20 protein-coding genes are annotated in these 25,384 nt (G+C 64.7%); 10 read left to right on the top strand and 10 right to left on the bottom strand.

Annotated features, from left to right (window positions below; all coding sequences use genetic code 11):
- Positions 1 to 86: 86 nt before the first annotated feature.
- From AB7245_RS12525 to AB7245_RS12495, 7 genes are read left to right on the top strand one after another with little or no spacing between them, the layout of a single operon-like run.
- Complete coding sequence (locus AB7245_RS12525) at positions 87 to 1,892, top strand: gamma-glutamyltransferase family protein (RefSeq protein ID WP_085404389.1); 1,806 nt, start codon at positions 87 to 89, stop codon at positions 1,890 to 1,892.
- Positions 1,893 to 1,901: 9 nt separating this feature from the next.
- Positions 1,902 to 2,612, top strand: a complete 711-nt coding sequence (locus AB7245_RS12520; protein WP_085404390.1) for a DUF1028 domain-containing protein — start codon at positions 1,902 to 1,904, stop codon at positions 2,610 to 2,612.
- Positions 2,609 to 3,598: an ABC transporter ATP-binding protein gene (locus AB7245_RS12515; RefSeq protein ID WP_135215964.1), complete on the top strand. Its 990-nt coding sequence runs from the start codon at positions 2,609 to 2,611 to the stop codon at positions 3,596 to 3,598. Before AB7245_RS12520 ends, AB7245_RS12515 begins: the two co-directional genes overlap by 4 nt.
- Positions 3,598 to 4,698, top strand: a complete 1,101-nt coding sequence (locus AB7245_RS12510; protein ID WP_085404392.1) for an ABC transporter ATP-binding protein — start codon at positions 3,598 to 3,600, stop codon at positions 4,696 to 4,698. The genes AB7245_RS12515 and AB7245_RS12510 overlap by 1 nt, the downstream gene beginning before the upstream one ends.
- 23 nt (positions 4,699 to 4,721) lie before the next feature.
- Positions 4,722 to 6,233, top strand: coding sequence for an ABC transporter substrate-binding protein (locus AB7245_RS12505; RefSeq protein WP_085404393.1), 1,512 nt, complete (start codon positions 4,722 to 4,724; stop codon positions 6,231 to 6,233).
- Positions 6,234 to 6,264: 31 nt separating this feature from the next.
- On the top strand, positions 6,265 to 7,206 hold the full coding sequence (locus AB7245_RS12500; protein WP_071915894.1) for an ABC transporter permease: 942 nt from the start codon (positions 6,265 to 6,267) through the stop codon (positions 7,204 to 7,206).
- A 3-nt stretch (positions 7,207 to 7,209) separates the two neighbouring features.
- Complete coding sequence (locus tag AB7245_RS12495; RefSeq protein ID WP_085404394.1) at positions 7,210 to 8,097, top strand: ABC transporter permease; 888 nt, start codon at positions 7,210 to 7,212, stop codon at positions 8,095 to 8,097.
- Here AB7245_RS12495 and cnbZ read toward each other — a convergent pair.
- From cnbZ to AB7245_RS12450, 9 genes are all read right to left on the bottom strand, one after another.
- The gene (cnbZ, locus tag AB7245_RS12490; RefSeq protein WP_085404395.1) at positions 8,094 to 8,840 is read right to left on the bottom strand and encodes a 2-amino-5-chloromuconate deaminase CnbZ; all 747 of its coding nucleotides are present in this window, start codon (positions 8,838 to 8,840) and stop codon (positions 8,094 to 8,096) included. The two genes, AB7245_RS12495 and cnbZ, sit on opposite strands and share 4 nt — an antisense overlap.
- A gap of 9 nt (positions 8,841 to 8,849) precedes the next feature.
- Positions 8,850 to 10,100, bottom strand: coding sequence for an adenylate/guanylate cyclase domain-containing protein (locus AB7245_RS12485; RefSeq protein WP_085404396.1), 1,251 nt, complete (start codon positions 10,098 to 10,100; stop codon positions 8,850 to 8,852).
- Positions 10,097 to 10,486 (bottom strand): response regulator, encoded by a 390-nt coding sequence (locus AB7245_RS12480; protein ID WP_014496960.1) that lies wholly within the window; start codon positions 10,484 to 10,486, stop codon positions 10,097 to 10,099. Before AB7245_RS12480 ends, AB7245_RS12485 begins: the two co-directional genes overlap by 4 nt.
- Positions 10,483 to 13,080 carry a sensor histidine kinase gene (locus tag AB7245_RS12475; protein ID WP_085404397.1) on the bottom strand — a complete coding sequence of 866 codons (2,598 nt, stop codon included), beginning with the start codon at positions 13,078 to 13,080 and terminating at the stop codon, positions 10,483 to 10,485. Before AB7245_RS12475 ends, AB7245_RS12480 begins: the two co-directional genes overlap by 4 nt.
- 149 nt (positions 13,081 to 13,229) lie before the next feature.
- Positions 13,230 to 16,325: a MexW/MexI family multidrug efflux RND transporter permease subunit gene (locus tag AB7245_RS12470; RefSeq protein WP_439034252.1), complete on the bottom strand. Its 3,096-nt coding sequence runs from the start codon at positions 16,323 to 16,325 to the stop codon at positions 13,230 to 13,232.
- A 70-nt stretch (positions 16,326 to 16,395) separates the two neighbouring features.
- Positions 16,396 to 17,589, bottom strand: coding sequence for an efflux RND transporter periplasmic adaptor subunit (locus AB7245_RS12465; RefSeq protein WP_085404398.1), 1,194 nt, complete (start codon positions 17,587 to 17,589; stop codon positions 16,396 to 16,398).
- 1 nt (position 17,590) lies between these two features.
- Positions 17,591 to 18,292 carry a TetR/AcrR family transcriptional regulator gene (locus tag AB7245_RS12460; RefSeq protein ID WP_085404399.1) on the bottom strand — a complete coding sequence of 234 codons (702 nt, stop codon included), beginning with the start codon at positions 18,290 to 18,292 and terminating at the stop codon, positions 17,591 to 17,593.
- A 141-nt stretch (positions 18,293 to 18,433) separates the two neighbouring features.
- Positions 18,434 to 19,024 carry a thiamine pyrophosphate-dependent enzyme gene (locus AB7245_RS12455; protein ID WP_085404400.1) on the bottom strand — a complete coding sequence of 197 codons (591 nt, stop codon included), beginning with the start codon at positions 19,022 to 19,024 and terminating at the stop codon, positions 18,434 to 18,436.
- Entirely contained in the window at positions 19,021 to 19,563 is a 543-nt protein-coding gene (locus AB7245_RS12450; protein WP_085404401.1) for a phosphonopyruvate decarboxylase, read from the bottom strand. The genes AB7245_RS12455 and AB7245_RS12450 overlap by 4 nt, the downstream gene beginning before the upstream one ends.
- Positions 19,564 to 19,671: 108 nt before the next feature.
- Between AB7245_RS12450 and AB7245_RS12445 the strand changes: the two genes are divergently transcribed.
- The 3 genes from AB7245_RS12445 (at position 19,672) to AB7245_RS12435 (ending at position 24,270) form a co-directional block, all read left to right on the top strand.
- On the top strand, positions 19,672 to 20,904 hold the full coding sequence (locus AB7245_RS12445) for a cytochrome P450 (RefSeq protein ID WP_014496967.1): 1,233 nt from the start codon (positions 19,672 to 19,674) through the stop codon (positions 20,902 to 20,904).
- A 75-nt stretch (positions 20,905 to 20,979) separates the two neighbouring features.
- On the top strand, positions 20,980 to 22,197 hold the full coding sequence (gene rocD / locus AB7245_RS12440; protein WP_085404402.1) for an ornithine--oxo-acid transaminase: 1,218 nt from the start codon (positions 20,980 to 20,982) through the stop codon (positions 22,195 to 22,197).
- A 543-nt stretch (positions 22,198 to 22,740) separates the two neighbouring features.
- The gene (locus tag AB7245_RS12435) at positions 22,741 to 24,270 is read left to right on the top strand and encodes a Spy/CpxP family protein refolding chaperone (protein WP_244623357.1); all 1,530 of its coding nucleotides are present in this window, start codon (positions 22,741 to 22,743) and stop codon (positions 24,268 to 24,270) included.
- A 166-nt stretch (positions 24,271 to 24,436) separates the two neighbouring features.
- Here AB7245_RS12435 and AB7245_RS12430 read toward each other — a convergent pair whose 3' ends face one another.
- Complete coding sequence (locus tag AB7245_RS12430) at positions 24,437 to 24,682, bottom strand: hypothetical protein (protein ID WP_343287559.1); 246 nt, start codon at positions 24,680 to 24,682, stop codon at positions 24,437 to 24,439.
- Positions 24,683 to 25,384 lie beyond the last annotated feature (702 nt).

The following is a 25,384-nucleotide window of genomic DNA, read 5'->3' as shown; positions in this document are numbered from 1 at the left end:
GCGCGCGTGCCATGCGGCCTGCGCATTGGCGGCACGGCATTGCCTGTGATCAATTGCGCGCGCGACAAATAAGGTAGCGAAATCCCATGGCCAGCAACGTCAATCCCGATCCCTTCACGACGCGCCCCGAGATCGAGGGCACATTCGGGGTCGTCGCCACCACACACTGGATCGCGACCGCGGTCGGCATGGCCATCCTGGAAAAGGGCGGCAATGCCTTCGACGCCGGCGTCGCCACAGCGTTCACGCTCCAGATCGTCGAACCGCATTTGAACGGCCCCGGCGGAGACGTGCCCATCATCGTGCATGACGTCAAACGCGCACGCACCGAGGTGATCTGCGGCCAGGGCCCGGCGCCGGCGCGCGCCACCATCGCGCATTACAAGAGCGAAGGCCTCGACATGGTGCCGGGCACCGGCCTGCTCGCGGCCTGCGTCCCCGGCACGTTCGAATCCTGGATGATGCTGCTGCGCGACTACGGCACGATGCGCGTGCGCGACGTGCTGGAGCCGGCCATCTCCTACGCGCGCGACGGCTATCCGCTGGTCGAGCGCGCCTGCGCCACGATCCAGACCGTCGAGCAACTGTTCCGCAAGCATTGGCCGACCTCGGCGGCGGTCTATCTGCCCAATGGCGAAGTGCCGAGGCCCGGCACGCTCTTCACCAACAAGACGCTGGCTGCGACCTACGCCCGCATTCTCAGCGAAGCCGAGAGCGGCGGCGGTGACCGCGACGCCGAGATCGAGCGCGCGCGAAAGGCCTGGTCGCAAGGTTTCGTTGCGGAAGCCATCGACAAGTTCTGCCGCACCCAGGAAGTGATGGATGTCAGCGGCTCGCCGCATCGCGGCGTGCTCTCGGCCGACGACATGGCGCGCTGGCAGCCGACGATCGAGGCACCGCTGACCTACGACTATGGCCGCTACACCGTCTGCAAGGCAGGCGTCTGGAGCCAGGGTCCGGTGACGCTCCAGCAGCTCGCGCTGCTCAAGGGCTTTGCGCTCGACGGGCTAGATCCGACCGGGCCGGAATTCATCCACCTCCAGATCGAATGCGCCAAGCTCGCGTTTGCCGACCGCGAAAAATTCTACGGCGATCCCAAATTCAGCGAGATCCCGATCGCGACGCTGCTGTCGGATGCCTATAACGACGAACGTCGCAAACTGATCTCAGAGAAGGCATCGCTCGACTTCCTCCCCGGTTCGGTCGAAGGTTTTGGCGGCGTGGTCAAGCTGCGCCGCGCCGAGGGGCAGCGTGAGGCGGTCGGCGCGCTTGGCGCGGGCGAGCCGACAGTCGGGCGCTTCGGCGAGGTGCGCGGCGACACCGTGCATTTCGACATCATCGACAAGGCCGGCAACATGGTGTCCTCGACGCCATCGGGCGGCTGGCTGCAATCCTCGCCGATCATTCCGGAGCTCGGCTTCTGCCTCGGCAGCCGCGCGCAGATGTTCTGGCTGGAGGAAGACCATCCCGCCGCGCTTGCGCCGGGCAAGCGGCCGCGCACGACGCTGTCGCCGACCATGGCGCTACGCGACGGCGAGCCGTATCTGGCCTGGGGCTCGCCCGGCGGCGACCAGCAGGATCAGTGGATCACGCAGTTTTTCCTGCGGCACGTCCATTGCAACCTCAATCTGCAGGAAGCGATCGACGCGCCGGCCTGGCACTCCGAGCACTTCCCGATCTCGTTCTGGCCGCGCACCGCGCGCCCCGGCGTGCTCGTGGTCGAGAACCGCGTGCCGAAGGCGACGATCGAGAACCTTCGCGAGCGCGGACACATTGTCGAGGTCGGCCCCGACTGGTCGGAAGGTCGCCTCACCGCGGCCTCGCGCGTCGGGGTGCGCCGCCGCGCCGCCGCCAACCCGCGTGGCATGCAGGGCTACGCCGCAGGGCGCTGAAGGCAGCACATGACCTGGTCGATCATCGCGCGAGACCCTGCCACCGGCCAGTTCGGCATCGCTGTAGCTACCCGCTTCTTCGCCGTCGGAGCGCGCGTGCCCTACATCGCGGCCGGTCTCGGCGCCATCGCGACCCAGGCCTTCGTCAATCCCTATTACGGCATCGACGGCGTCAAGCTGCTGCGCGAGGGCCTGAATGCGCATAACGTTCTCGCCACCCAGCTCGCGACCGACGACGGCCGCGAGAGCCGCCAGATCCACATCATGGACGCCAGCGGCGCGATCGCCGCGCATACCGGGCGCGACTGCGTCGACTGGTGCGGGCACATCGCCGGCAGCGGCTTCTCGATCGCCGGCAACATGCTTGCCGGCGCCGACGTGCTCGACGAGACCGCGAAGACCTATATCGCCAATGACAGCCTGCCCTTCCCGCGCCGCCTGCTCGCCGCCATGCGCGCGGGCGAGGCCGCCGGCGGCGACAAGCGCGGCAAGCAATCCGCTGCGCTCCTGATCCACGGCGAGGAGGAATGGCCGGCGCTGGACATTCGCGCCGACGATCATCTCGATCCGCTGGGCGAACTCGAACGGCTGGAGCGCGTCAGTCAGGAACTCTGGGTGCATTTCCGCTCTTCCATGCCGACGCGGCAGAACCCGGCAGGCAACACCGATCGCAGCGTCATCGACGCCAGCATTGCTGCGAGCCGAGCAAGGCAATCATGAGCGCAAGTCCTCTCATCGAGATCAAGGATCTGCGCATCCGCTTCCACGGCGACGACGGCCGCGTGACCCACGCCGTCGACAGCGTCGATCTCAGCGTCGCCAATGGCGCGACGCTCGGCCTCGTCGGCGAATCCGGTTGCGGCAAGAGCGTGACGTCGCTGGCGATCATGGGGCTTTTGCCGAAGCAAAGCGCGGAGATCTCCGGCGTAATCCGCTTCGACGGCTTCGACCTGCTGAAGACTCCTGACCAGACGCTGCGCGACCTCCGCGGCAACCGGCTGGCGATGATTTTTCAGGAGCCGATGACGTCGCTCAACCCGAGCTTCACCATCGGCGACCAGATCATCGAGACCATTCTGCGCCATCGCGGCGGCTCCCGGCGCAGCGCGCGCGAGCGGGCCATCGAGCTGCTGCGGCGCGTTCACATCCCCTCGCCCGAGCGGCGGATCGACGAATATCCGCACAAGCTCTCCGGCGGCATGCGCCAGCGCGTGATGATCGCGATGGCGCTGGCCTGCGACCCGCGGCTGCTGATCGCAGACGAGCCGACCACCGCGCTCGACGTCACCCTGCAGGCGCAGATTTTGGAGCTGATGCGCGAACTGAAGGCGGCGAGCGGCGCCGCTATCATCCTGATCACCCACGATCTCGGTGTCGTCGCCGAAGTCTGCGACGAGGTCGCGGTGATGTATGCCGGCGAGATCGTCGAGCGCGCGCCGGTCGACGAGCTGTTCGCCATGCCGCAGCATCCCTACACCGTCGGCCTGCTGGGCTCGATCCCGCGGCTCGATCATCGCGCCGAGCAACTGGCCACGATCGAGGGCATGGTGCCGAACATGGCGCAGCCACCCGCTGGCTGCCGTTTCGCCGCGCGCTGCCCCTTCGTGCTGGACGCCTGCACCAAGGCGCCGCCACCGCTGGTCGAAGTCAGCCCCGGCCACCTCTCGCGCTGCATCCGCGCGCCGCTCGAACTTCTGGTGTCGTGATGGCGCTTCTCGAGGTCGAAGGCCTGGTCAAGCATTTTGTCGCCGGGCGCTCGCTGTTCGGCCGGGCACTGGGGCATGTCAAAGCGGTCGATGGCGTCAGCTTCTCTCTCGACGCCGGCAAGACGCTGGCCCTGGTCGGCGAATCCGGTTGCGGCAAATCCACCGTCAGTCGCCTGGTGCTGCGGCTGATCGAGCCGGATGCAGGCACGGTGCGTTTCGCCGGCCGTGACCTGCTCTCGCTGGACGCCGGGGCGCTCCGCGCCTTCCGCCGCGAAGCACAGATCATCTTCCAGGACCCCTACGCCTCGCTCAATCCGCGCATGACGGTCGGCCAGATTCTCGCCGAGCCGCTGGCGCTGCACGATCTGGTACCGCCGGCGCAACGGCGCGAGCGCGTCGCGGAAATCCTGCGACTGGTCGGCCTCGAGCCGCGGCTCGAGCGGCGTTATCCGCACGAATTCTCCGGCGGCCAGCGCCAGCGCATCGCCATCGCCCGCGCGCTCGCGGTCGAACCAAAACTGATCATCTGCGATGAGCCGGTCTCGGCGCTGGACGTCTCGATCCGCTCGCAGATCCTCAACCTCCTGCGCGAGCTGCAGGACCGGCTTGGGCTGGCCTACATCTTCGTCTCGCACGATCTGGCTGTGGTCAAGCACATCGCCGACCATGTCGCCGTGATGAATCTCGGCCAGATCGTCGAGACTGCCGAGGCGGACGCCCTGTTCGCGGCACCCCGCCATCCCTACAGCCGTGCGCTGCTGTCCGCGATCCCCATGCCTAAACCGCGGGCAAAGCGCAGCCGGATTGTGCTGCAGGGAGAGATCCCGAGCGCGCTCAACCCGCCGCCGGGATGCCGCTTCCACACCCGCTGCCCCTACGTCGTCGACCGCTGCCGCAGTGAAATGCCGCAGCTGGTGCCGGATGGCATCGGACATGCAACGGCCTGTCACCGAACGTCGGAACTGCCGTCCTCCGCGGCGATCGTCCCGTCCGACGGCGGCTTTTCGCCGGTCCTTGAAAAATTGGTCGCCGCCTTCAGCGGCGGCCCGGAAGCAGTCCGCGGCAGCGGGGTTAGTTCATTGGGAACGGACCCGGCATAGCCGCAAAACAGAGGTTGAGAGCGATGAGTTTCATGCGTTTGACAATCCTGGCGTCGGCTGTGCTGACGTCGCTCGCGGGCGCAGCCCAGGCTCAGACCACGCTTCGCATCGGCATCGCCGAAGACCCCGACATCCTCGATCCCAGCATCGGCCGCACCTATGTCGGCCGCATCGTCTTCTCCGCCTTCTGCGACAAGCTGTTCGACATCGACGAGAAGCTCAACATCGTGCCGCAGCTCGCGCTGTCCTACGAGACCTCGGCCGACGGCAAGGAGATGACGATCAAGCTCCGGCCCAACGTCAAATTCCACGACGGCGAGCCGCTGGACGCCGAAGCCGCAAAATTCTCGATCGAGCGTCACATGACGCTGCCGACCTCGTTCCGGAAGTCCGAGCTTGCCAGCGTCGACCATGTCGAGGTGGTCGATCCGCTGACCATCAAGCTGGTGCTGAAGACGCCCTACTCGCCGCTGATCGCCCAGCTCACCGACCGCTCCGGCATGATGGTCTCGCCGAAGGCGGCGAAGGAAGCCGGCGACAAGTTCGGCCTGCATCCGGTCTGCGCCGGTCCCTACAAATTCGTCGAGCGCGTCCAGCAGGACCGCATGGTGTTCGAGAAGTTTGCCGACTACTGGAACAAGGACAACATCCATATCGACCGCGTCGTGTTCCTGCCGATTGTCGACGCGACGGTGCGCCTTGCCAACCTCAAGTCCGGCGGGCTCGATCTGATCGAGCGCGTGCTCGCCACCGACATCAAGGACGTGCGCGCCGATTCCCGCCTCGTGCTGTCGACCGCGCCGGAGCTCGGCTATCTCGGCCTGACCGTCAATATCGGAAACGACAAAACCAAGGGGCCGCTGAGCCAGTCGGCGAAGGTCCGCCAGGCACTCGATCTCTCGATCGACCGCGAAGCGCTCAACCAGGTCGTCTTCAACGGCGAGTTCACGCCTGGAAATCAGTGGGTCAGCCCGAAGCATCCCTATTACCAGAAAGCGTTCCCGGTTCGCGGTCGCGACATCGCGAAGGCCAAGGCGCTGCTGAAGGAAGCCGGCGTCACCACGCCGGTGACGGTGGATTACATGATCCCCAAGGGCGCGGAGAACGAAGCCGTCGCCCAGGTCGTCCAGTCCATGGCCGCGGAAGCGGGTTTTGACATCAAGATCCGCGCGGTCGAATTCGCGACGACCTTCAAGCAGGCTCAAGCCGGCGAGTTCCAGATCTTCCAGATCAACTGGAGCGGCCGCATCGATCCCGACGGCAATTCCTACATCTTCATGCGCAGCAAGGCGCCGCAAAACGACGGCGTGTATTCGAACCCCGAGGCCGACAAGCTGATGGAAGATGGACGCATGACGTCCGACGTCGAGGAGCGCAAGGCGATCTACGAAAAGCTGACCAAGATCCTGCTTGACGATTTTCCGATCATCTACATCTACCACCGCACACTGCTGATCGCGCACACGAAGAAGCTCGACGGCTACAGGCAGATGCCCGATGGGCTGGTGCGTGTGGTCGGATTGAAGTTCAAGTGATCACGGCAGCGGTTGGGACGCGCGTGGAGCCATGCTGAACTTCCTCGCCCACCGAATCGCGCAGATCGTGCCGACACTGTTCTTCGTGTCGGTGCTGATCTTCTCGCTCCAGCAATTGCTGCCGGGCGATCCCGCGCTGGTGATGGCCGGCGAGGAGCGCGATCCCGCCGTGATCGAACAGATCCGCCAGCAGTACAAGCTGGATCAGCCGATCCCCGTGCAGTACGTCTATTGGCTCAAGGGCGTTCTCTCAGGCAATTTCGGCGAGTCGTTGCGCAACAAGATGCCGGTGCGCGAGCTGATCGCACAGAAGCTGCCGGTGACGCTCCAGCTCGGCTCGATGGCGATCCTGATCGCGTTCCTCATCGGCATTCCCGCCGGCATCATCTCCGCGGTGAAGAAGGGCACGGTTTGGGACTATGGTGCCAACCTGTTCGCGCTGTGGGGTATCTCGACGCCGAATTTCTGGCTCGGAATCCTCATGATCTTCCTGTTCTCGATTCACCTGGGCTGGCTGCCGGCCTCAGGCTACGTGCCGCTGACCGAGGACTGGCGCGCGAGCCTGGCAGCCACCATCATGCCGGCCTTCGTGCTCGGCAACGCAATTTCGGCGGTCCTGATGCGGCACACGCGCAGCGCCATGCTCCAGGTTCTGGAGAGCGACTATGTCCGCACCGCGCGCGCGAAAGGTCTCTCCGAGCGCTCGGTGATCCTCAAGCATGCGATGCGCAACGCGCTCACGCCGATCATCACCCTCGGTGCGCTCGAGCTCGGCACGCTGTTGTCGGGCGCGGTGCTGACCGAGCAGATCTTCTCCATTCCCGGCTTCGGCAAGCTGATCGTGGATGCCGTCTTCAACCGTGACTATGCGGTGGTGCAGGGCGTGGTGCTGGTGACGGCCACAGTCTACATCACACTGAATCTCGTTGCCGACGTCGCCTATGTCCTCGTCAATCCGCGGCTGCGAGGTTAGACGATGACCGACGCCGCACTGCCAGCCAGTCCCGCCTCCCAGGCCTACGAGCTGGACAGCCCGGCGCGCCGTGCGCGGCGGCGCCTGTTCAAGCGCAAGGCTGCGGTCTTCGGGCTTGTCGTGATCACGGCCTTCATCCTGCTTGCGGCCCTTGCGCCGCTGGTCGTGCCCTATGATCCCATTGCGACGAGCTGGAGCCTGGTGCGCAAGCCGCCCACCGCCGCTCACTGGTTCGGCACCGACGATCTCGGCCGCGACATCCTGAGCCGCGTCATCTACGGCGCGCGGGCCTCGCTGATGGCGGGTCTGATCTCGGTCGCGATCGCGCTCGGGATCGGTGTCCCTCTTGGCCTCCTCGCCGGCTATCGCGGCGGATTTGTTGACGCGCTGATCAGCCGGATCACCGATGCAATGTTGGCCTGCCCGTTCCTGATCCTGGCGATTGCGCTGGCCGCCTTCCTCGGTCCCAGCCTCGGCAATGCCATGATCGCAATCGGCATCTCGGCCACGCCGATCTTCATCCGTCTGACGCGCGGGCAGGTCTTGAGCGTCAAGGCCGAAGACTATGTCGAGGCGGCGCGCGCGCTCGGCAATCCGCCGTGGCGCATTGCCTTCTCGCACATCCTGCCGAACATCCTTCCCGCGCTATTGGTGCAGGCGACGCTGTCGATCGCCGCCGCCATCATCGCCGAAGCCGCGCTGTCGTTCCTCGGCCTCGGCCAGCAGCCGCCCGCACCGTCCTGGGGCAGCATGCTCAACGCGGCGCAGCGCTTCCTGACCCAGGCGCCGTGGATGGCGATCTGGCCGGGCCTTGCGATCTTCCTCGTGGTGCTGTCGCTGAACCTGCTCGGCGACGGCCTGCGCGACGCGCTCGACCCGCGTCAGCGCTAGATCACGGTCTCGCGCATCACGCGGCGACAATCCATCTCGTATTCGAGATCGACCACTGGCGGACGGGCAAAATGCCAGGTCAGGCCGGAGCGCAACGCGCCGCGGCGGACCAGTTCGTCGACCAGCGCGTGGTGGAAATCGTGCACGGAATAGGCCTGCACGCCGGTGGTGTCCTTCCAGCCGAAGCCGAAGGCCGTCATCCGGTTTTCCATCTGCGACGTGGTGGTGAAGCGCACCTTTTCGCGCAGCCCCTCCGGACTGAGGTCGCGGTAGCGCACGGTGCGCTCGACATAGGTCCCGCCGCCCTCGCGCGTCTCGGCGCCACCGGCGATCACGAAACTTGGCGCCTTCGATGTCGTCGGACGCGTGAAGGAGAAGGCATAGAACGACGGCTCGGACGGCGGATCGATCTCCGGACAGACATTGCTGCGCGCCACCGGATTGGTGGTGCCGTCGAAGATGCCCCATTCGGACAGCGTCTTCACATAGTGCAGGTTGAATGCGCGAAAGCCGTCCTCGCTGAAGGCCGCCGGTGAGCGCAACTCGCAGGCACAGAACGCCGTCAGCGGCCGGCCTGCTTCCTGGATATACTTCGCCGCGAGCGCAAATCCCTCGGCCAGCGGCACCAGGCGGTCGAACCGAACCCGCTCGATCTCGTAGCCGTCGTCAGCGGCGGCACCCGCCGAATACTGGAACACGGACGGAATGAAACGATAGTTGCCGGCGGAGAAATCACCAATCATGTCGAACTCCTATTCCAGTTTCATGCGGACACCCTTGGCGCCGTTGAGCAGGCGCTTCAGGTGAAAGCCGGCCAGGGAATCGTCGGCGTGGATCCCGACCAGCGCGGCAAAGGCCGGCATCGCCGCGACGTCGCCGGCTTCCATCTTGGCAAAAGCCTCGGAATATTGCGCCGTCCTTGGCGCTTCGAATTTTTCCTGCAGCAACGGTTCGAACGCGCGCAGCGGTTCGCTGCGTCCGCGCAGCATCAGATCACCCACGGGACGGCCTTGAAAATGCTCGGCCGCCTTGGCGACGCTGGCACTGGCGCAGATGCGTGTTCCCAGATGCTTGTTGGCGGCCTCCAGTCGCGCCGCGATGTTGATGGTGTCTCCATACGCGGTGTAGTCGAAGAAGCGGTTGCCTCCGAAATTGCCGACCAGAGCCGGCCCGGCGTGAATGCCGATGCGGGTGGTGCCGAAGTTCACGCCCACGGCCCTCTGGCGCGCGCAGAAATCCTGCGCCCAGGCATCGAGGTCATGGGCGCAGGCGACCGCACGCGTCGCATAGTCCGGCTGATCGCCGGGCGCATTGAAGAGCACCTGGATCGCATCGCCGATGATTTTTGCGACCGTCCCCTCATGCGCGAAGATGGTTTCGGTCATCCCGCCAACATATTCGTTGAGGAGCGCGCCCAGCGTCTCGGGCGGCGCGCTCTCGACCAGGGAGGTGAACCCGGTGATATCGGTGAAGATGGTGGCGACATCGCGCCACTGCACCTCGATCCCCTCACCCTCGCCGCCAGCCACCAGACGCTTGGCGAGCTCGGGCGAGAAATGGCGCGATAGCGCGGCATGGGCCCGCTCCGCCTCCATCTGACGGCGCCGTACCTCGCGCAGCATCTCGATATGGCGAATGGTCTTCTCGATCGTGGCTTCCAGGTCGGCGAAGTCGATCGGTTTGGTGAGGAAGTCGAACGCGCCGCGGTTCATGGCGGTGCGGATGTTGCTCATGTCGCCATAGGCCGAGACGATGATGGTCGACTTCTTGTCCTCGGCCTCCTGGAGCTTCGCCAGCAGCGACAGCCCATCCATCCGCGGCATGTTGATGTCGGAGACCACCATGTCGACATGCGGGTTCTGCTCGAGGGATTCCAGCGCCTCGACGCCGTCGCGTGCAAACATGATGTCGACGAGCCCGTCGCGGATCTGCCTGCGAAACTTTTGCAGGATCAGCGCCTCGAGGTCTGGCTCGTCATCGACGAAGAGGATGGTCGAAGTCATGCGGCTTGCTCGAGCCTCGTGTCGATCTCCTGCCGCAGCAGCGCAAAATCGATCGGCTTGGTGAGGAGCCCGATGGCGCCACGCTCGATCGCCTTCCGGCGCGTCTCGGCGTCACCATAGGCCGTGATCATGATGACGGGAACGTCCGGATGCTCGGCGCGCACCTTGGGCAGCATGTCGAGCCCGCTCATGCCGGGCATGTTGATGTCGGACAGGATCAGGATCAACGAGGGGTCGCGCACCTCGGAGGCGAGCCTGAGCGCATCGGACGCGGACGGCGCGAATTCCATCTGGAAGCGTCCGGCGCGCAGGTCACGCCGGAACTGCTGCCGGAACAGCGCCTCGACGTCGGGCTCGTCATCGACGACCAGGATGTAAACGTTCAATTCTTGCCTCCGGGAGTATCGTCCGCCGCCATCTGGCGCGGCAACGTGATGATGAATTCGGTGAATACACCGGGTGTGGTGTTCACGTCGATCGTGCCGCCGTGCTGTTTCACGACGATGTCATGACTCATGGACAGGCCAAGCCCGGTGCCCTCGCCGGCCGGCTTGGTGGTGAAGAACGGATTGAACAGTTTCGCCTTCACCTCGGGCGGAATCCCTGTGCCGTTGTCGCGGATCCGGATCTCGACCTTGTCGCCGAGGTTTTTGGTGGCCGCGTTCAAGGTGGGCTCGAAGCCGTCCGTCGCGCTCTCCTTGCGCTTGGCCGCAGCATAGAAGCCGTTCGAGATCAAATTGAGCAAGACGCGCGCGATCTCCTGCGGATAGACATCGACCATCCCGGCCCCGGGATCGAACTCGCGCTCGAGCGTGACGTTGAAGGCGGGCCGTTCCGCGCGCGCGCCGTGATAGGCGAGATTGAGGCTTTCCTCGACGATGGCATTGATATCGCTGGGACGATGCTCGCCGGAACCCGCGCGCGAATGCAGCAGCATGTTCCTGACGATGGAATCGGCGCGCTTGCCGTGCTGCACCACCTTCTCGAGATTGCTCTTGAGCATGCCGGTCAGCTCGTCGACCTCCTCCTTCGTCTTGCCGTCGAGCGAAGCCGATTGCAGGGCCTGGTTGAGTTCATCGATCAGCTCGGTCGAGACCGAGGAGAAATTGTTGACGAAATTGAGCGGGTTCTTGATCTCGTGGGCGATCCCCGCCGTGAGCTGGCCGAGGGAGGCGAGCTTCTCGGTCTGGATCAGGCGATCCTGCGCGGTACGCAGATTGTCGAGCGACTGCGACAGCTCCGTGGTACGCTCACGAAGCTGCTTGAGCAGTCGAGCGTTCTCGATCGCAATCACAGCCTGTTTGGTGAAATTCTCAACCAGTGCGATCTGCTTGTCGGCGAACGGACGGACCTCCTTGCGATAGACCGCGATCGTGCCAATCAGCTCGTTCTCCTTCAGCATCGGCACGATGACGATCGTACGGGCGCCGGCGACGTCTGAGATCGCGCGAACGGCAGGCCCACCAGCAAGATAGGCAGGTGTGTTTCGCACATCGTGAACGTGGACGACCTCACGTGTCCTGACGACCTCGGCGAGCGCGCTGTTCGGACGAGGTCGGATTTCCACATCTTTTCGCGAAGCAGCGAACGCAGCCGGCACATTGTAATCCGCCGCAATCGTGAAGCTTTCACCGTCCCAGAGATTCATGACGCCGAAACTTGCGCCACAGACCCGCGTCGCATTTTCGAGCATTTTGTAGAACACGGGAGCGAGTTCGCCCGGAGAGGAACTGATGACCTCCAGCACCTCAGAAGTCGCCGTCTGTTGCTCGAGCGTTTCGGACAATTCAGCCGTCCGCCGCTCGACCTTGTTTTCCAAATCCGCATAGGATTCCTGCAATCGCGCGCCCATGTCGTTGAACTGGTCGGCGAGTCCTTCGAGCTCGTCGCCGGTCTTGATCGAGATGCGCTGCGAGAAATCGCCGCCGCCGATCCGCTCGGCGCCGCTGCGCAGGGCCTGGATCGGTCCGACCATGCGGCGTGCGAGAAAAATCCCGGCGAGCACCGCGAAGATCGACGCTGCGAGCAACACGATCGCCAGCCGCTGCAGCGAAGCATAGAGCGCCGCATAGGCCTCCTCGACCGGCAGCTCGACGAGCATGGTCCAATGCAGCGGCTCGATCGGGGCCGATGTGGTCAGCACCTTCTGCCCCTGGATATTGCGCGCTTCGGGGAGCGCGTCGGACAGGGTGCCGCCTCCAGCCTGCGCGGCGCGCACCTGCGCGAGGCCCGACATGTCGGTGTTGCGCAGCACCAGGCTGATGTCGGGATGCGCGATCAGGCGTCCCTCCGGGCCGACCACATAGGCGTGCCCGTGTTCGCCGACCTTGATCTGGGACACGACGTCCCAGATCAGCTTGAGATTGACCTCCGCGATGCTGACGCCGGCATCCTTGCGCGCGCCGGCCAGCGCGAGCGTCATGTAGGGCTCGGACTCCCTGCGGAAATAGACCGGGCCGTAATAGACCTTGTGCGCGACCGCCTCGGTGAACTTCGGGTCGGCCGACAGGTCGATCCCGCTGTCGATCGCGTCCATGGCCAGCCGCGAGACCCGCAAGCGCTCCTTGCCGGTCGCATCCACCTGGGCGAGCTCTGTGACCGCGGGCACCTGGCGCAGCAGCCGTTGTGCGTCGAACCGGCGCTGCTCGATCGAGCCCGCCGACCAGGGCAGCTGCGTGGTCCAGCCTAGCTGGCTCTCGATCTCCTTGACGAACTGGCCGATCTTGGCCGCCGCCGCCTCCGCCTGCTCATGCTGGACCCGGATCAGCGCGGCCTTGTGCTCGCGATAATAGAAGAAGACCTCGAACAGCCCGTTGGCCAGCAGCGCAATGGCGACGACGGCCACGAAGAGCGCGACATATTTGGTGAAAAGCCGGGTCCTGATCCCGCGCCCCGCCGCCTCGCCGGGCACGACGCCAGCCGCGGCCGCGCTCGGCGCCGTCCTGGCTTGCGGGGTGTCGGGGTGGAGGGAGATGCTCATCCCGGCGAATCTAGCAAGAAGGCCGGAACTTGTCTCTCGCCAACGCGGAAAGGGCTCCCCCTAAGCCTGACGGCGTCCGCAGGCTGCGGGGCAAATGAAAAGGGCGGCAACGGATGCCGCTGCCGCCCTCTGGTTCGCTGACCTGCGGCTCAGGTCGGTCGCAGCGCCTTGGAATTGAGGTCGAGATCGTTGACCTCCTTGTTCCGCTCGGAATCGGCCGCCGCGCGGTGGTCGGTTGCCAGCATGACGTAGACTGCGGGCAGCACGAACAGCGTGAACAGCGTACCGATCGACATGCCGGCGACCACCACGAGGCCGATCGAGAAGCGGCTGGCCGCGCCCGCGCCGGACGCAGTCAGGAGCGGGATCAGGCCGGTCACCATCGCGGCCGTGGTCATCAGGATCGGCCGCAGACGAATGCGGGCCGACATCTCGATGGCCGAGCGGCGGTCGAGCCGCTCGTTGACCTGGAGCTCGTTGGCGAACTCCACCATCAGGATGCCGTGCTTGGTGATCAGGCCGACCAGGGTCAGCAGACCGACCTGGGTGTAGATGTTCATGGTCGCCATGCCAAAGAACAGCGGGATCAGCGCACCCACGATCGCCATCGGCACCGAGATCATGATCACGAACGGGTCACGCAGGCTCTCGAACTGCGCCGCCAGCACCAGGAAGATGATGATCAGCGCAAAACCGAAGGTGATCGCAAGCTGGTTGCCCTCCTGCACGTATTGCCTGGAGTCCGCGAGATAATCGTGGCTGAAGCCGGCCGGCAGCTTCTTGGCCTCGCCTTCGAGGAAGTCGACCGCCGATCCGACCGTCACGCCGGGCATCGGCACAGCCGAGAACGTCGCCGAATTGAGCTGATTGTAATGCGTCAGCGAATTCGGATCAGTCTTGGTCCTGACCGAGACCACGGTCGACAGCGGGAGCTGCTGGCCCGTGTTGGTCGTCACATAATAGCCGCCGAGCGATTCCGGCGAGAGCCGGCTGCTGCGCGGCACCTGTGGGATCACCTGGTAGGACCGGCCCTCCAGATTGAAGCGGTTGATGTAGTTGCCACCGAGCAGCACCGCGAGCGTAGAGCCGAGGTTCTGCATGTTAACGCCGAGATCCTGCGCCTTGGTGCGGTCGATCGTGACCTCCACGTTCGGCTGGTTGTAGGCGAGGTCGCTGTCGGAGACGATGAACATGCCGCTCTTGCGCGCGGCGTCCTTCAGCTTCTCCATCTGCTCATAGACCGTCTGGAAGCCCGCGGTGGAATTGATCACCATCTGAACCGGCAGACCGCCGGGGCCACCCGGCAACGGCGGCAGGTTGAACGCGAAAGCCTGCACGCCCTCGATCTTGGAAAGCTCGGCCTGCACCAGCGGCTTCAACTGGATCGACGAGCGCTTGCGCTCGTCCCACGACTTCAGCAGCATGCCGGCGATGCCGCCCTGCGGGCCGTTGATGCCGTTCAGCACGAAGCGCAGATCGGTTTCGGGGAACTTCTGGAATTTCTCGTCGAGCTTCTCGCCGTAGAAATCGACATAGTCGATGTTGGCGTATTTCGGCGCCTTGGTCACCGCGAACACGATGCCCTGGTCCTCCTCAGGCGCCAGCTCTTTCGAGGTGTGCATGTAGAGGAAGCCGACCAGCCCGAGGATCGTCACCGCGAACAGACCGGTGATCGCCTTGTAATCGAGCGAGCGGTCGAGCCTGCGCCCATACCAGCGCGTCAAAGCGCCGAACACCTTGTTGACCAGCTTGGCGAAGCGGCCCTCTTCGGTATTCTTGAGCAGAATAGAGCACATCATCGGCGACAGCGTCAGCGCGATCACACCTGACACGATCACCGAGCCCGCGAGCGTAAAGGCGAATTCGCGGAACAGCGAACCGGTCAGGCCGCCGAGGAAGCCGATCGGCGCGTACACCGCCGCGAGCGTGATGGTCATGGAGATGACCGGCCCAACGATTTCGCGCGCGCCTTCCAGCGCCGACTGAACCGGCGTCTTCCCCTCCTCCAGATGGCGATGGATGTTCTCCACCACGACAATGGCGTCGTCGACCACGAGGCCGATCGCGAGCACCATCGCGAGCAGGGTCAGAAGGTTGAAGCTGAAACCCAACGCCAGCATCAAGGTGCAGACGCCGATCATCGACAGCGGAATGGTGACGACGGGAATGATGACCGAACGGAGCGAGGCCAGGAACAGGAAGATGACCACGATCACGATGATCACGGCTTCACCCAGCGTCTTCTCCACCTCGTCGATCGAAGACTGGATGAACTTGGTCGAGTCGTAGGCGACCTTCATCTTCATCGACGGCGGAAGATTGCGCTCGAGTTCGGGGAACAGTGCGCGCACGCCCTTGACCAGCGTCAGCGGGTTGCCCTGCGGCGTCGCGTTCACGCCAATGAAGATCGCATGCTCGCCATTGAAGGCGACGCTGGCATCCGTGCTTTGGGCGGCGAGTTCGACTGTGGCGATGTCCTCCATCCGCACAAAGCCGCCGTCCTTGGCCTTGACGATCATCTTCCTGAACTGGTTGACGTCAGTCAGGCTGGTGTTCGTCGAGATGTTGGAAACGATCAGATAGCCCTTGGTCTGCCCCGCTGCGGACTGGAAGTTGTTGGCGGCGATCGCGGCGGCGACATCGGCCGGCGACACGTTGCGGCCGGCCATCTTCATGGGATCGAGCCACAGCCGCATCGCAAAGGTCTGGCCGCCCAGAATGTCGGCCGAGGCCACGCCGTCGACCGTCGACAGCACCGGCTGCACCACACGCGTCAGATAGTCTGATATCGCCGAGCCCGACAGCTCTTCGGAGGAGAAGCCGAGATACATCACGGCCGTGGTCTGGCCGGTGGTCTTGGTGACGATCGGGTCGTTGGATTCCTTTGGAATCAGGTACTTGACCGAGTTGGTCTTGGCGAGCACCTCGGTGAGCGCCTGGTTCGGATCGAAGTTCAGCTTGATGTAGACCTGGATCGTCGAGGTGCCGAGCACCGAGGACGAGGTCATGTAGTCGACGCCTTCGGCCGAGGCGACCGCCTGCTCGATCGGCGTCGTGATGAAGCCCTGGATCAGGTCTGCGGACGCGCCGGGATAGACGGTCGTGATGTTGATGACCGTGTTCGACAGCTTCGGATATTGCCGGATCGGCAGCACCATCGCCGCGCGCAGGCCGATCAGCAGGATCAGCAGACTGACGACGACCGACAGGACCGGTCGCTTGATGAAAATATCGGTAAAGCGCATCGCGGCGATCTCGATTTCTTTGTCTCAAGAAAAGTGACCCGGCGAGGCCGGATCACCTGGATGTATTGGATCAGTAGCGCGGCGGCTGCGCCGGGATCTGCGGCGCCGGATCGGTCGAGATCGCAACTGGGGCGCCCGATTGCAGCTTGAGCTGGCCGACAGCGACGACCTTGTCGCCCACCTTCACGCCCTTGATGATTTCGACGCGACCGTCGACCCGGCTGCCGGTCTGCACGAACGTGCGCACTGCGGAGAGGCTGGTCTTGCCGTCCTCTTCCTTCTTCTCGGTGATCACGAACACGGAGTCGCCGTACAGCGTGTAATCGACCGCCGTTTCCGGCACGGTGATCACGGCCGGCTTCGCCGGCAGCACCACCGTCGTGGTCACGAACATGCCCGGCTTCAGGATCTTCTCCGGATTGGCGACCGTCGCCTGCACGCGGATGTTGCGGGTGTCGGCCGCGACCTGCGGCTCGATCGTGGTGATCTTGGCATCGAAGGTGCGGCCGGGGTAGGCGTCGACCTTGAGCCGGACCGGCTGGCCGACCTTGAGGTTGCCCGAGTCCTTTTCGGTCACCGTGAAGTTGGCCCACAGCTCCGACAGATCGGTCAGCGAGACGATCGCCGTGCCGGCCGTCAGGTACTGGCCGACTTCGACCTTGCGGACGCCGAGATCGCCGGAGAACGGCGCACGCACCAGCTTCTGCGAGATCACCGCCTCGGTCTTGGCGATGCCGGCCAGCGCCTGATCGTAGGCGGCCTGCGCGTTATCGACGGTCGCCTGCGGGCCGAACTGGCGCGATGCCAGCTGCTTGGCGCGGTCGAGCGAGAGCTGTGCGACGGTTGCCTGCGCCTTGTAGTTGGCGAGGTCGCCCTGCTCCGGCATGTCGAAGAACTGCACCAGTGGCGTGCCGGAATCGACATGCGTACCCGGCTCGAACTTGATCTCGGTGACGCGGCCGTTGACGTCGGCGCTGACGTCGACCTGGTGCACGGCGGCAAGGCCACCGACTGCGGTGAGCAGGTTCGGCACCACCTCGGACTTCGCCTCGGCCGCGCTGACCGCGGTCGGCGGCGGCTTGTTGTTGGCGAAGAACTGCTTGATCATCTGGCCGCGGAAGTAATTGAACCAGACGAGGCCGCCAACGAGCACGCCCAGGAGCGTGCCGACGATGATGAACCACAGCACCGGCCTGACCGGACGCTTGGGAGCCTTGGTGTCGATCGGTTCGCCCGAAATCTTGTGTTCGGTTACGATGTTCATGTCATGCGCTTTCTGCAATCGCCGTCTTGCCCGCATCCGCGGCCTGATCGCGGCCCAAATGCGAAGCAATTGCGGCGTCGTTAAGTCCGATACCCCTCAGGAGAAACTCACAGAGCTGCCGCTCCAGATCGTTCGCCTTGCCGTAGACGAGGCAGGGCGTGGCCGGCAGCCTGGTCAGCGCAGCCATCATCACCGAATGATGCGCGAACCAGAACAGGTTGAGCGGATCGCCGCTGAACGGCCGCGCGTCACCGCTGGCAACCGCGCGCTCGAGCGAGGCGAGGAAGACCGCCCCGATCAGCTTCTCGATCTTGGCATATAGCAGACGGGCGAATTCGCCGTCATCCAGATGGCTGGTGGCCATCAGTCGCAGGCGCTGCGCCTCCTCCTGATCGGGCCCGTCGGCGATGTGGAGGAAATGCTGGACCATGCCGCGGATCAACTCGACCAGCGTGGCCGTCGAGGGCTCCCGCTCGAGCAGGTCCGTCAGTGCCGGATCGGCTTCGCACTCGTCGCTGAGGATCTCGGCGTAGAGCGCCGCCTTGGACGGAAAATGCTTGAACAGCAGCGCCTCGGAAATGGCAGCGGCGGCCGCCACGCTCTTGGTCGTGGTGCCGGTATAGCCGTGTCGGGCAAAGCAGCGTTTTGCGGCACCGAGGATCAATTGACGCCTCAGGTCGCTCGTCATTCGCAGTGAGCTCATGTTAGTGAGTAAGCACTCACCCACGCAAAAGTCAAGCAGAATGCTGCGACGCAACCTACGTGGGTGCAAACTTGTTGGAAAATGGTCACACTTCCCCGCCCGGAGGGCCCGGAACGTTGCTCAGGACGGAGCCAAGCAGGGCTAGATCGGCTGGAAGCCGAGATCGCCACGGATCCGGTTGACGATGTAAGTCCCGTCCCGGACTGGGAGAATCCGGTCCAGGCTGGCGCTATCGATCTTCACATTGGCAAATCGCGGCCCCGCCGAGACGTTGTGGACGGCTTTGGCGAAGGCCTCGACCTCGGCCATGGTCGAGATCGCGCGGGCGTCCCCGATGCCGCAGGCCCTGGCGACGCCGACGAGGTCGGCAGCTGCGGAGGTGTGGCTGGTCTGGCCACCGGTCTCGCCATAGGCCTCGTTGTCGAGCACCACGATCGAGAGGTTGGACGGCTTCTGCAGGCCGATGGTGGCAAGGCTCCCCATCCCCATCAGCATCTCGCCGTCGCCGGTGATGACCAGCACCGGCAGTTTTGGTTGCGCCAGCGCCAGACCAAGCCCGATCATCGCCGCGCCGCCCATGCCGCCCCAGAGGTAGAAGTTGCGCGCGTGGTCGCCAGCGGCACACATGTCGTTGGTGGAGGCCCCGAGGCCGCCGATTGCGACGACGTTCTTGCGGTTCGCAAGCAGGGTAGACACCACCTGGCGGCGGTCGAGGAGATTGGCCTTGCTCATTTGGTGAAAACCTTGGCGCCGATCAGGCGCTGCGACAGCAGGACGGCGGTGGGCGTGAGCGCGTTGTAGGCCTGCGCTGCGGCCGCCTCCAGCACGGCCGGCACCTCGGCCGCATTGGACGCGCGCAGCACCTGGACGCCAGAGAGCTCGAACACGCAATGCGTGGTCGATCCCATCGGCACCTGCCATGGATTGAACTCGCCCCACTCGCCGCGCATGGTCACGAGCGTCAGGAACGGAAAGCGCAGGATCGGGATCAGCGACAGCATGTTGATGCAATTGCCGACCCCGCTCGACTGCATCAGAAGCACGCCGCGCTGTCCGCCGGTCCAGGCCCCGGCCAGGAGCGCGACGCCCTCCTCCTCCGTCGTCAGCGGAATGCCGCGCATCGTGGTTGAGGCCAGCACGCGCTGAATCAACTTCGAATGGCCGGCGTCGGGCACGTAAGGCGCCTGCCGGACGTCGAAGCGTTGCAATGTCGCGAAAATATCGTCGGGCCAATTCGGGGCCGTGTCGGCAGCGTCAGCGCGGGCGTGCATTTTCCTGTCCGGTCGGCTTGCAAATCACGACACGACTGTAGACGGTGAGCCGAGCCGCTCGAAAGAGCGAAAACAGCATATCGGTCTCAACCGGCGAGTATGGCGGCGATGAACGCAAGTGCGAAAGAACTGGCGGCCAATTTCGATCTGGAGAAGCTGACACCCGAATTCTACGACGATCCCTACCCGACTTATCGTGCACTGCGGGAAAACGAGCCGGTCAAGCGCCTCCCCAACGGCACTGTGTTCCTGACCCGCTATGACGATCTCGTCACCACCTACAAGAACACAAAGTCGTTCAGTTCGGACAAGAAGCGCGAGTTCGCGCCGAAATACGGCGACACCCCGCTTTACGAGCACCACACCACGAGCCTCGTCTTCAACGACCCGCCCGCCCACACCCGCGTGCGCCGCCTGATCATGGGCGCGCTGTCGCCGCGCGCGATCGCGGGGATGGAGCCCGATATCGTCAAGCTGGTCGACGGCCTGCTCGATGCCATCGCCGCCAAGGGGGCTTGCGAGCTGATCGACGACTTCGCCGCGTCGATCCCCATCGAAGTGATCGGCAATCTGCTCGACGTTCCCCACGACGAACGCGAGCCGCTGCGCGACTGGTCGCTGGCGATCCTCGGTGCACTCGAGCCGGTGGTGTCGCCCGAAGTGGCTGCGCGCGGCAACAAGGCGGTAAAGGACTTCCTCGCCTATCTCGAAACCCTGGTCGCGCGCAGGCGCCAAAAGCCCGGCAATCCCGAGCGTGACGTGCTGACGCGCCTGATCCAGGGAGAAGGCAACGGCGAGGAAAACGGCGAGCGGCTGACGGAGAAGGAGCTGCTGCACAACTGCATCTTCCTGCTCAACGCCGGGCACGAGACCACCACCAATCTGATCGGCAACGGCCTCGTCGCGCTGCACCGGAATCCGGACCAGAAGCAGCGGCTGATCGAAAACTCCGACATGATCAAGACTGCCGTCGAGGAGATGCTGCGCTACGAGAGCTCGAACCAGCTCGGCAACCGCATGACGACAGAGAAGATCGAGCTCGGCGGCGTCATGCTCGACGCCGGCACGTCGGTGACGCTGTGCATCGGGGCGGCCAACCGCGATCCCGCCCAGTTTCCGGAGCCCGAACGCTTTGACATCGCGCGCACGCCGAACCGGCATCTCGCCTTCGCCACCGGCGCGCATCAATGCGCCGGCATGGCGCTGGCGCGACTCGAAGGCGCGATTGCGATCTCGCGCTTCCTGGCGCGCTTCCCGAACTATGCCGTGAGCGGCCATCCGGTGCGGGGCGGACGGGTGCGGTTCCGCGGCTTCCTGAGCGTGCCCTGCTCTATAGGTTGAGGCCCGCGGGCATCGTTTCGAACGAGCGACGCATTATCTGTTAGAATGCGTAAGACACGTGAGCTGGAGTGACGAATGAGTAGTCCGCCAGTCGCTGATTTCATCTCGAGGGAGGCGCGCTTCGGCGCCCGCAATTACGAGCCGCTTGGCGTTGTCCTGTCGCGCGGCGAAGGCGTTTTCGTTTGGGACACCCAGGGCAACCGATATCTGGATTGCCTCTCCGCCTATTCGGCGGTCAACCAGGGCCATTGCCACCCGAAAATCCTGGCCGCCATGGTCGAGCAGGCCGGCCGATTGACCCTGACCTCGCGTGCATTCCACAACGACCAGCTCGCTCCCTTCTACGAGGAGATCGCGGAACTCACCGGCTCTCACAAGGTGCTGCCGATGAACAGCGGAGCCGAAGCCGTTGAGAGCGCGATCAAGTCCGTGCGCAAATGGGGCTATGAGGTGAAGGGGGTGCCCGACGGGCAAGCCGAGATCATCGTCTGCGCCAACAATTTCCATGGACGCACCCTCGGCATCGTCGGCTTCTCGACCGACGCGGCCACGCGCGAACATTTCGGCCCCTTTGCGCCGGGCTTCAAAATCATTCCCTTCGGCGATCTCGCCGCGCTGGAAGACGCAATCACGCCGAACACCGTCGCCTTCCTGGTCGAACCCATCCAGGGCGAAGCCGGAGTCATCATTCCACCGGCAGGCTATTTCACGGGGGTGCGCGAGCTCTGCACGGCGCACGACGTGATGCTGATCCTCGACGAGATCCAGACTGGACTCGGCCGCACCGGCAAGCTGCTTGCGGAACAGCACGAGGGCATCGAGGCGGATGTGACGCTGCTCGGCAAAGCTTTGTCCGGCGGTTTCTATCCCGTCTCGGCCGTGCTTTCCAACAACGAGGTCCTCGGCACGCTGAAACCAGGTCAGCATGGCTCAACATTCGGTGGCAATCCGCTCGCCTGCGCGGTGGCGCGGGCGGCGCTCCGCGTTCTCGTCGAGGAAGGGATGATCGAGAACGCTGCGGTGCAAGGTGAGCGCTTCCTGAAAGGCCTCAGAAGCATCCGCGCCAACACGGTGCGCGACGTGCGCGGACGCGGGCTGATGCTGGCGGTCGAGCTCAACCCTGAAGCCGGCCGTGCGCGCCGCTACTGTGAGGCTCTGCAGACCGAAGGCATCCTCGCCAAGGATACCCACGAGCACACGATCCGCTTCGCCCCGCCGCTGGTGATTACCAGTGACCAGGTTGATTGGGCCTTGGAGAGAATCGCTGCCACCCTGACGCAGGATTTCGCCTGAGCTCTGCCTGCGTCGGAAGACCGCAAGGCCGCGGGCAGTCAACAACGAACGATTTCGCCACCTGCGCGTTGAACGGTTCCGGGCGACTGGGACGAGCGTGGAGTTGCGATCATGCTTCCGCGTGCCGTGTGCCTTTCGGCGTTTTTGGTCGGTGTGTCGATGCTCACGGCGAGCGTCGGTGCGTCCGCCCAGGACCATCATGGTCGGGGTGGGCCGCCGGGAGCGGCTGCCCGACCGGCAGCGCCGCCTGCGATGGCCCGACCGGCGGCGCCACCTGCGATGGCGCGTCCCGCTGCGCCGGCATTTCATCCTCCGGCCATGCCGCAGCGACCGGCCATGGCGCCGAGTCCGGCGCCTCGCATGGCCTCACCGCCACCGCGCCCGGCCCCGCACTTCGCGGCACCACCGCAGCGAGCTGCCCCGCACGTGGCGGCACCGCGACCTGAATTCCATCGCGCGCCGGCAGCTCCGCAACGTCCGGCGATGGCACCGCCGCCGACGCCGCATATTGCCGCCCCCTCACACCCCAGCGCGCCGCCGGCCGTGAGCGAGCGGCCGGAACGGCCGCGCGAGACGCTGTCGCGCCAAGCCTCGGAACGCCAGGGCCGCATCGACCGCTTGCAACAGCGTGTGCAGACATTGCAGTCGCAAAAGCCGGAAGGCGCGGGAGCGCAACGCGAGCAGCAGCGATTGCTGCAGTCGCAGAATAGGCTGCTGGAGCGCGAGCAGCGCGTACAACAGCGTGAGCAGCACGTCGAGCAGGGACAGCGCGAGATGCTGTCGCGCCAGACCGCGGAGCGCCAGACCCGCATCGATCGCCTCCAGCAGCGTGTGCAGACGTTGCAGTCGCAAAAGCCGGACGGCGCACGCGCGCAACGCGCACAAGAACGCGCGCTGCAGGCGCAGAACCGTCTGCTGCAGCACGAGCAACGGGCGCAGCAAATCGATCTGGCGCGCCAGCAGAGGCTGGGGCTGCAGGCCCCCGCTGCATCAGTTGCAGCGGCGGCCGCCGCGCGCGGGCGGTTTGCCGCGCACTTCCGCGAGCGGGCGGCCGGACAAACCCAGGCGGCCCTCGTCGCCCGCCACAGCGGCTGGGCTCCCCGGCAGGCCTGGCGACACCGCCATCCCGCGGTGTTCGTGGCATGGCTTGGGCCCGTGTTCTGGCCTTACGCCTATTCCGACATTTTTGACTACACGTTCTGGTCCTATGCCTACGAGCCCGGCTATTGGGCGTACGCGTATGACGACTTCGTCGACACCATGTTCTGGGGCGATGACAGCCCCTATTCCGCCTATGCCAGCACCAACCCGAATGACTATCCGCAAGCCGGCGGCGGCACCCGCGCGCGCCAGCGCGCCAGCGTGAGCCCGCAAACGCTGCAGCAATTGTGCGGCACACCGGACAAGGGCGTCACCGCTTGGCCGCTTGACGATATCACGCGGGCAGTGCGGCCGACGGCGGAGCAACGCGCGCTGCTCGACGCGTTGAAGACCGCGGCGGCCAACGCCGCCGGTGTTTTCAAGGACTCCTGCGCAGAGACATATGCACTGACGCCGCCTGGCCGCTTGCGGGCGATGATGAACCGCGTCAGCGCGACACTGGATGCTGTCAAGATCGTGCGACCGGCACTGGAGACTTTTTACAACTCGCTCAGTGACGAGCAGCAGGCCCGCTTCAACGCGCTCGGCCCCAAAATCGGCGACCGCTCGCCTCGGCAGCAGGAAGCCAATGCCCAGGAAGCCAGTGCCGAAGGCTGCGGCGATCCGAAGTCCGGCCTGACCCAGTTGCCGATCCAGAGGATCGAGGCTGTCCTCCACCCCGCGGGCAAGCAGAAGGAAGCGCTCGACCGCCTCGGCGAGGCGACGGCGAAGGGCGTTGAGGGCCTACAGGCGGCCTGTCCGAACGATGTACCGCTGACGCCGGTCGGACGACTAGAGGCGATGCAGCACCGGCTCGAGGCCATGCTTCAGGCCGCCAAGCTGGTCGAGCCCGCCCTGGACGAGTTCTATGCCACGCTGAGCAGCGAGCAGAAGGCGCGCTTCAACACGCTGCAACAGCTCGCAGGCCCGTGACGGCAGCAGCGTCGCATTCCCTCGTTGCAATGTGCGCAGCGGCCGAGCGACGCGGGGTGCCATCATCGCCCTGCTCCACAGTTCGGCCAGAACATACGTGTCCGGGCCGCTTCTCTCTGTGAGAAATGCGGTGGCACGGAATGCAAACAACCGCCTCGCCTTGACCTCACGCGACGGAAATCGTCTTCGGTCCAGCGTCAGTCGCGGTTGGGATCGCTTGAGGCCGCTCTTTCTCATCCGAGCTGATGGCGCTGCATTGCTGGGAGTGAGCAGACAACTCAAGATCGGCCAGGTGGTCCCAGTATTCTGCTTCTGCGAGCAGCTTCCATTTGTTCATGCTGTTGTACGCGGCCTGTTGGCGGCACAGCGAACTCATCGCACGCAAGCGCTGCACTCTCTCCACTGCCTCCACTGCGAACCTCCCTTCGCGCCAGCTTGTTTACAAGCGCACTTATGTTGTCACAATTTCGCAGATTGAATTGACGAGTGATAGTCCGGTGTTTGACGGTCAATCGATGATAGCGCAATCGTCTGACTTTTCACCGACGTGAGCAGCTCCAGCCTGAGAGCTAGTCGAAGTTCTCAGCGCCGTAGCCCCTTCGGCCAGCGCTGTACGCAGGCACGCAACAAGACTCGCGTCGGACGACGGGTTCCCAAGTCGCTGGTGCATTCCATTTCAGGACTGAAATCTTAATTGTCAGCGGCCTTCCCGGGATAGTGGTTAGCTGGCGATTAGACCGGGCCGGACAAGGTTTGATCCCGAAACTATTTTGGCCCGGCACATTGGACTGCAAGACCGCCTTCGGGCGGTCTTTCCTTATTGCCGCAATAGAACGGGCCTGGGGCTGGAACACGCCGGGGCTTCCGGCAAAAGTCGCTAGCCTTGCCCCGCCGATCACAACAATGGCCCCGACGATTGCGCGCCGGGGCCATTCAAGATCATCAGGCGTGGGTACATCCGCCGTGCCTGCCGATCGTTGATGCCACTGATTACCGCATCCGATCTGGCGCAGACCGTGGCGAGGCTGCGGCATCGGGATGATATCATTCTGCCTGAAAGCTGACGGCTGTCCACCTCTCGTTGGTGGTACTCCAACCGGCTCGCTGAGCGAGC

Origin of the sequence: Bradyrhizobium sp. 604_D8_N2_3, assembly GCF_051810765.1 — a bacterium.
GTDB lineage: Bacteria > Pseudomonadota > Alphaproteobacteria > Rhizobiales > Xanthobacteraceae > Bradyrhizobium > Bradyrhizobium barranii.
The sequence above is the reverse complement of the archived record's forward strand: the minus strand, read 5'-3'. Positions and strand labels throughout refer to the sequence as shown.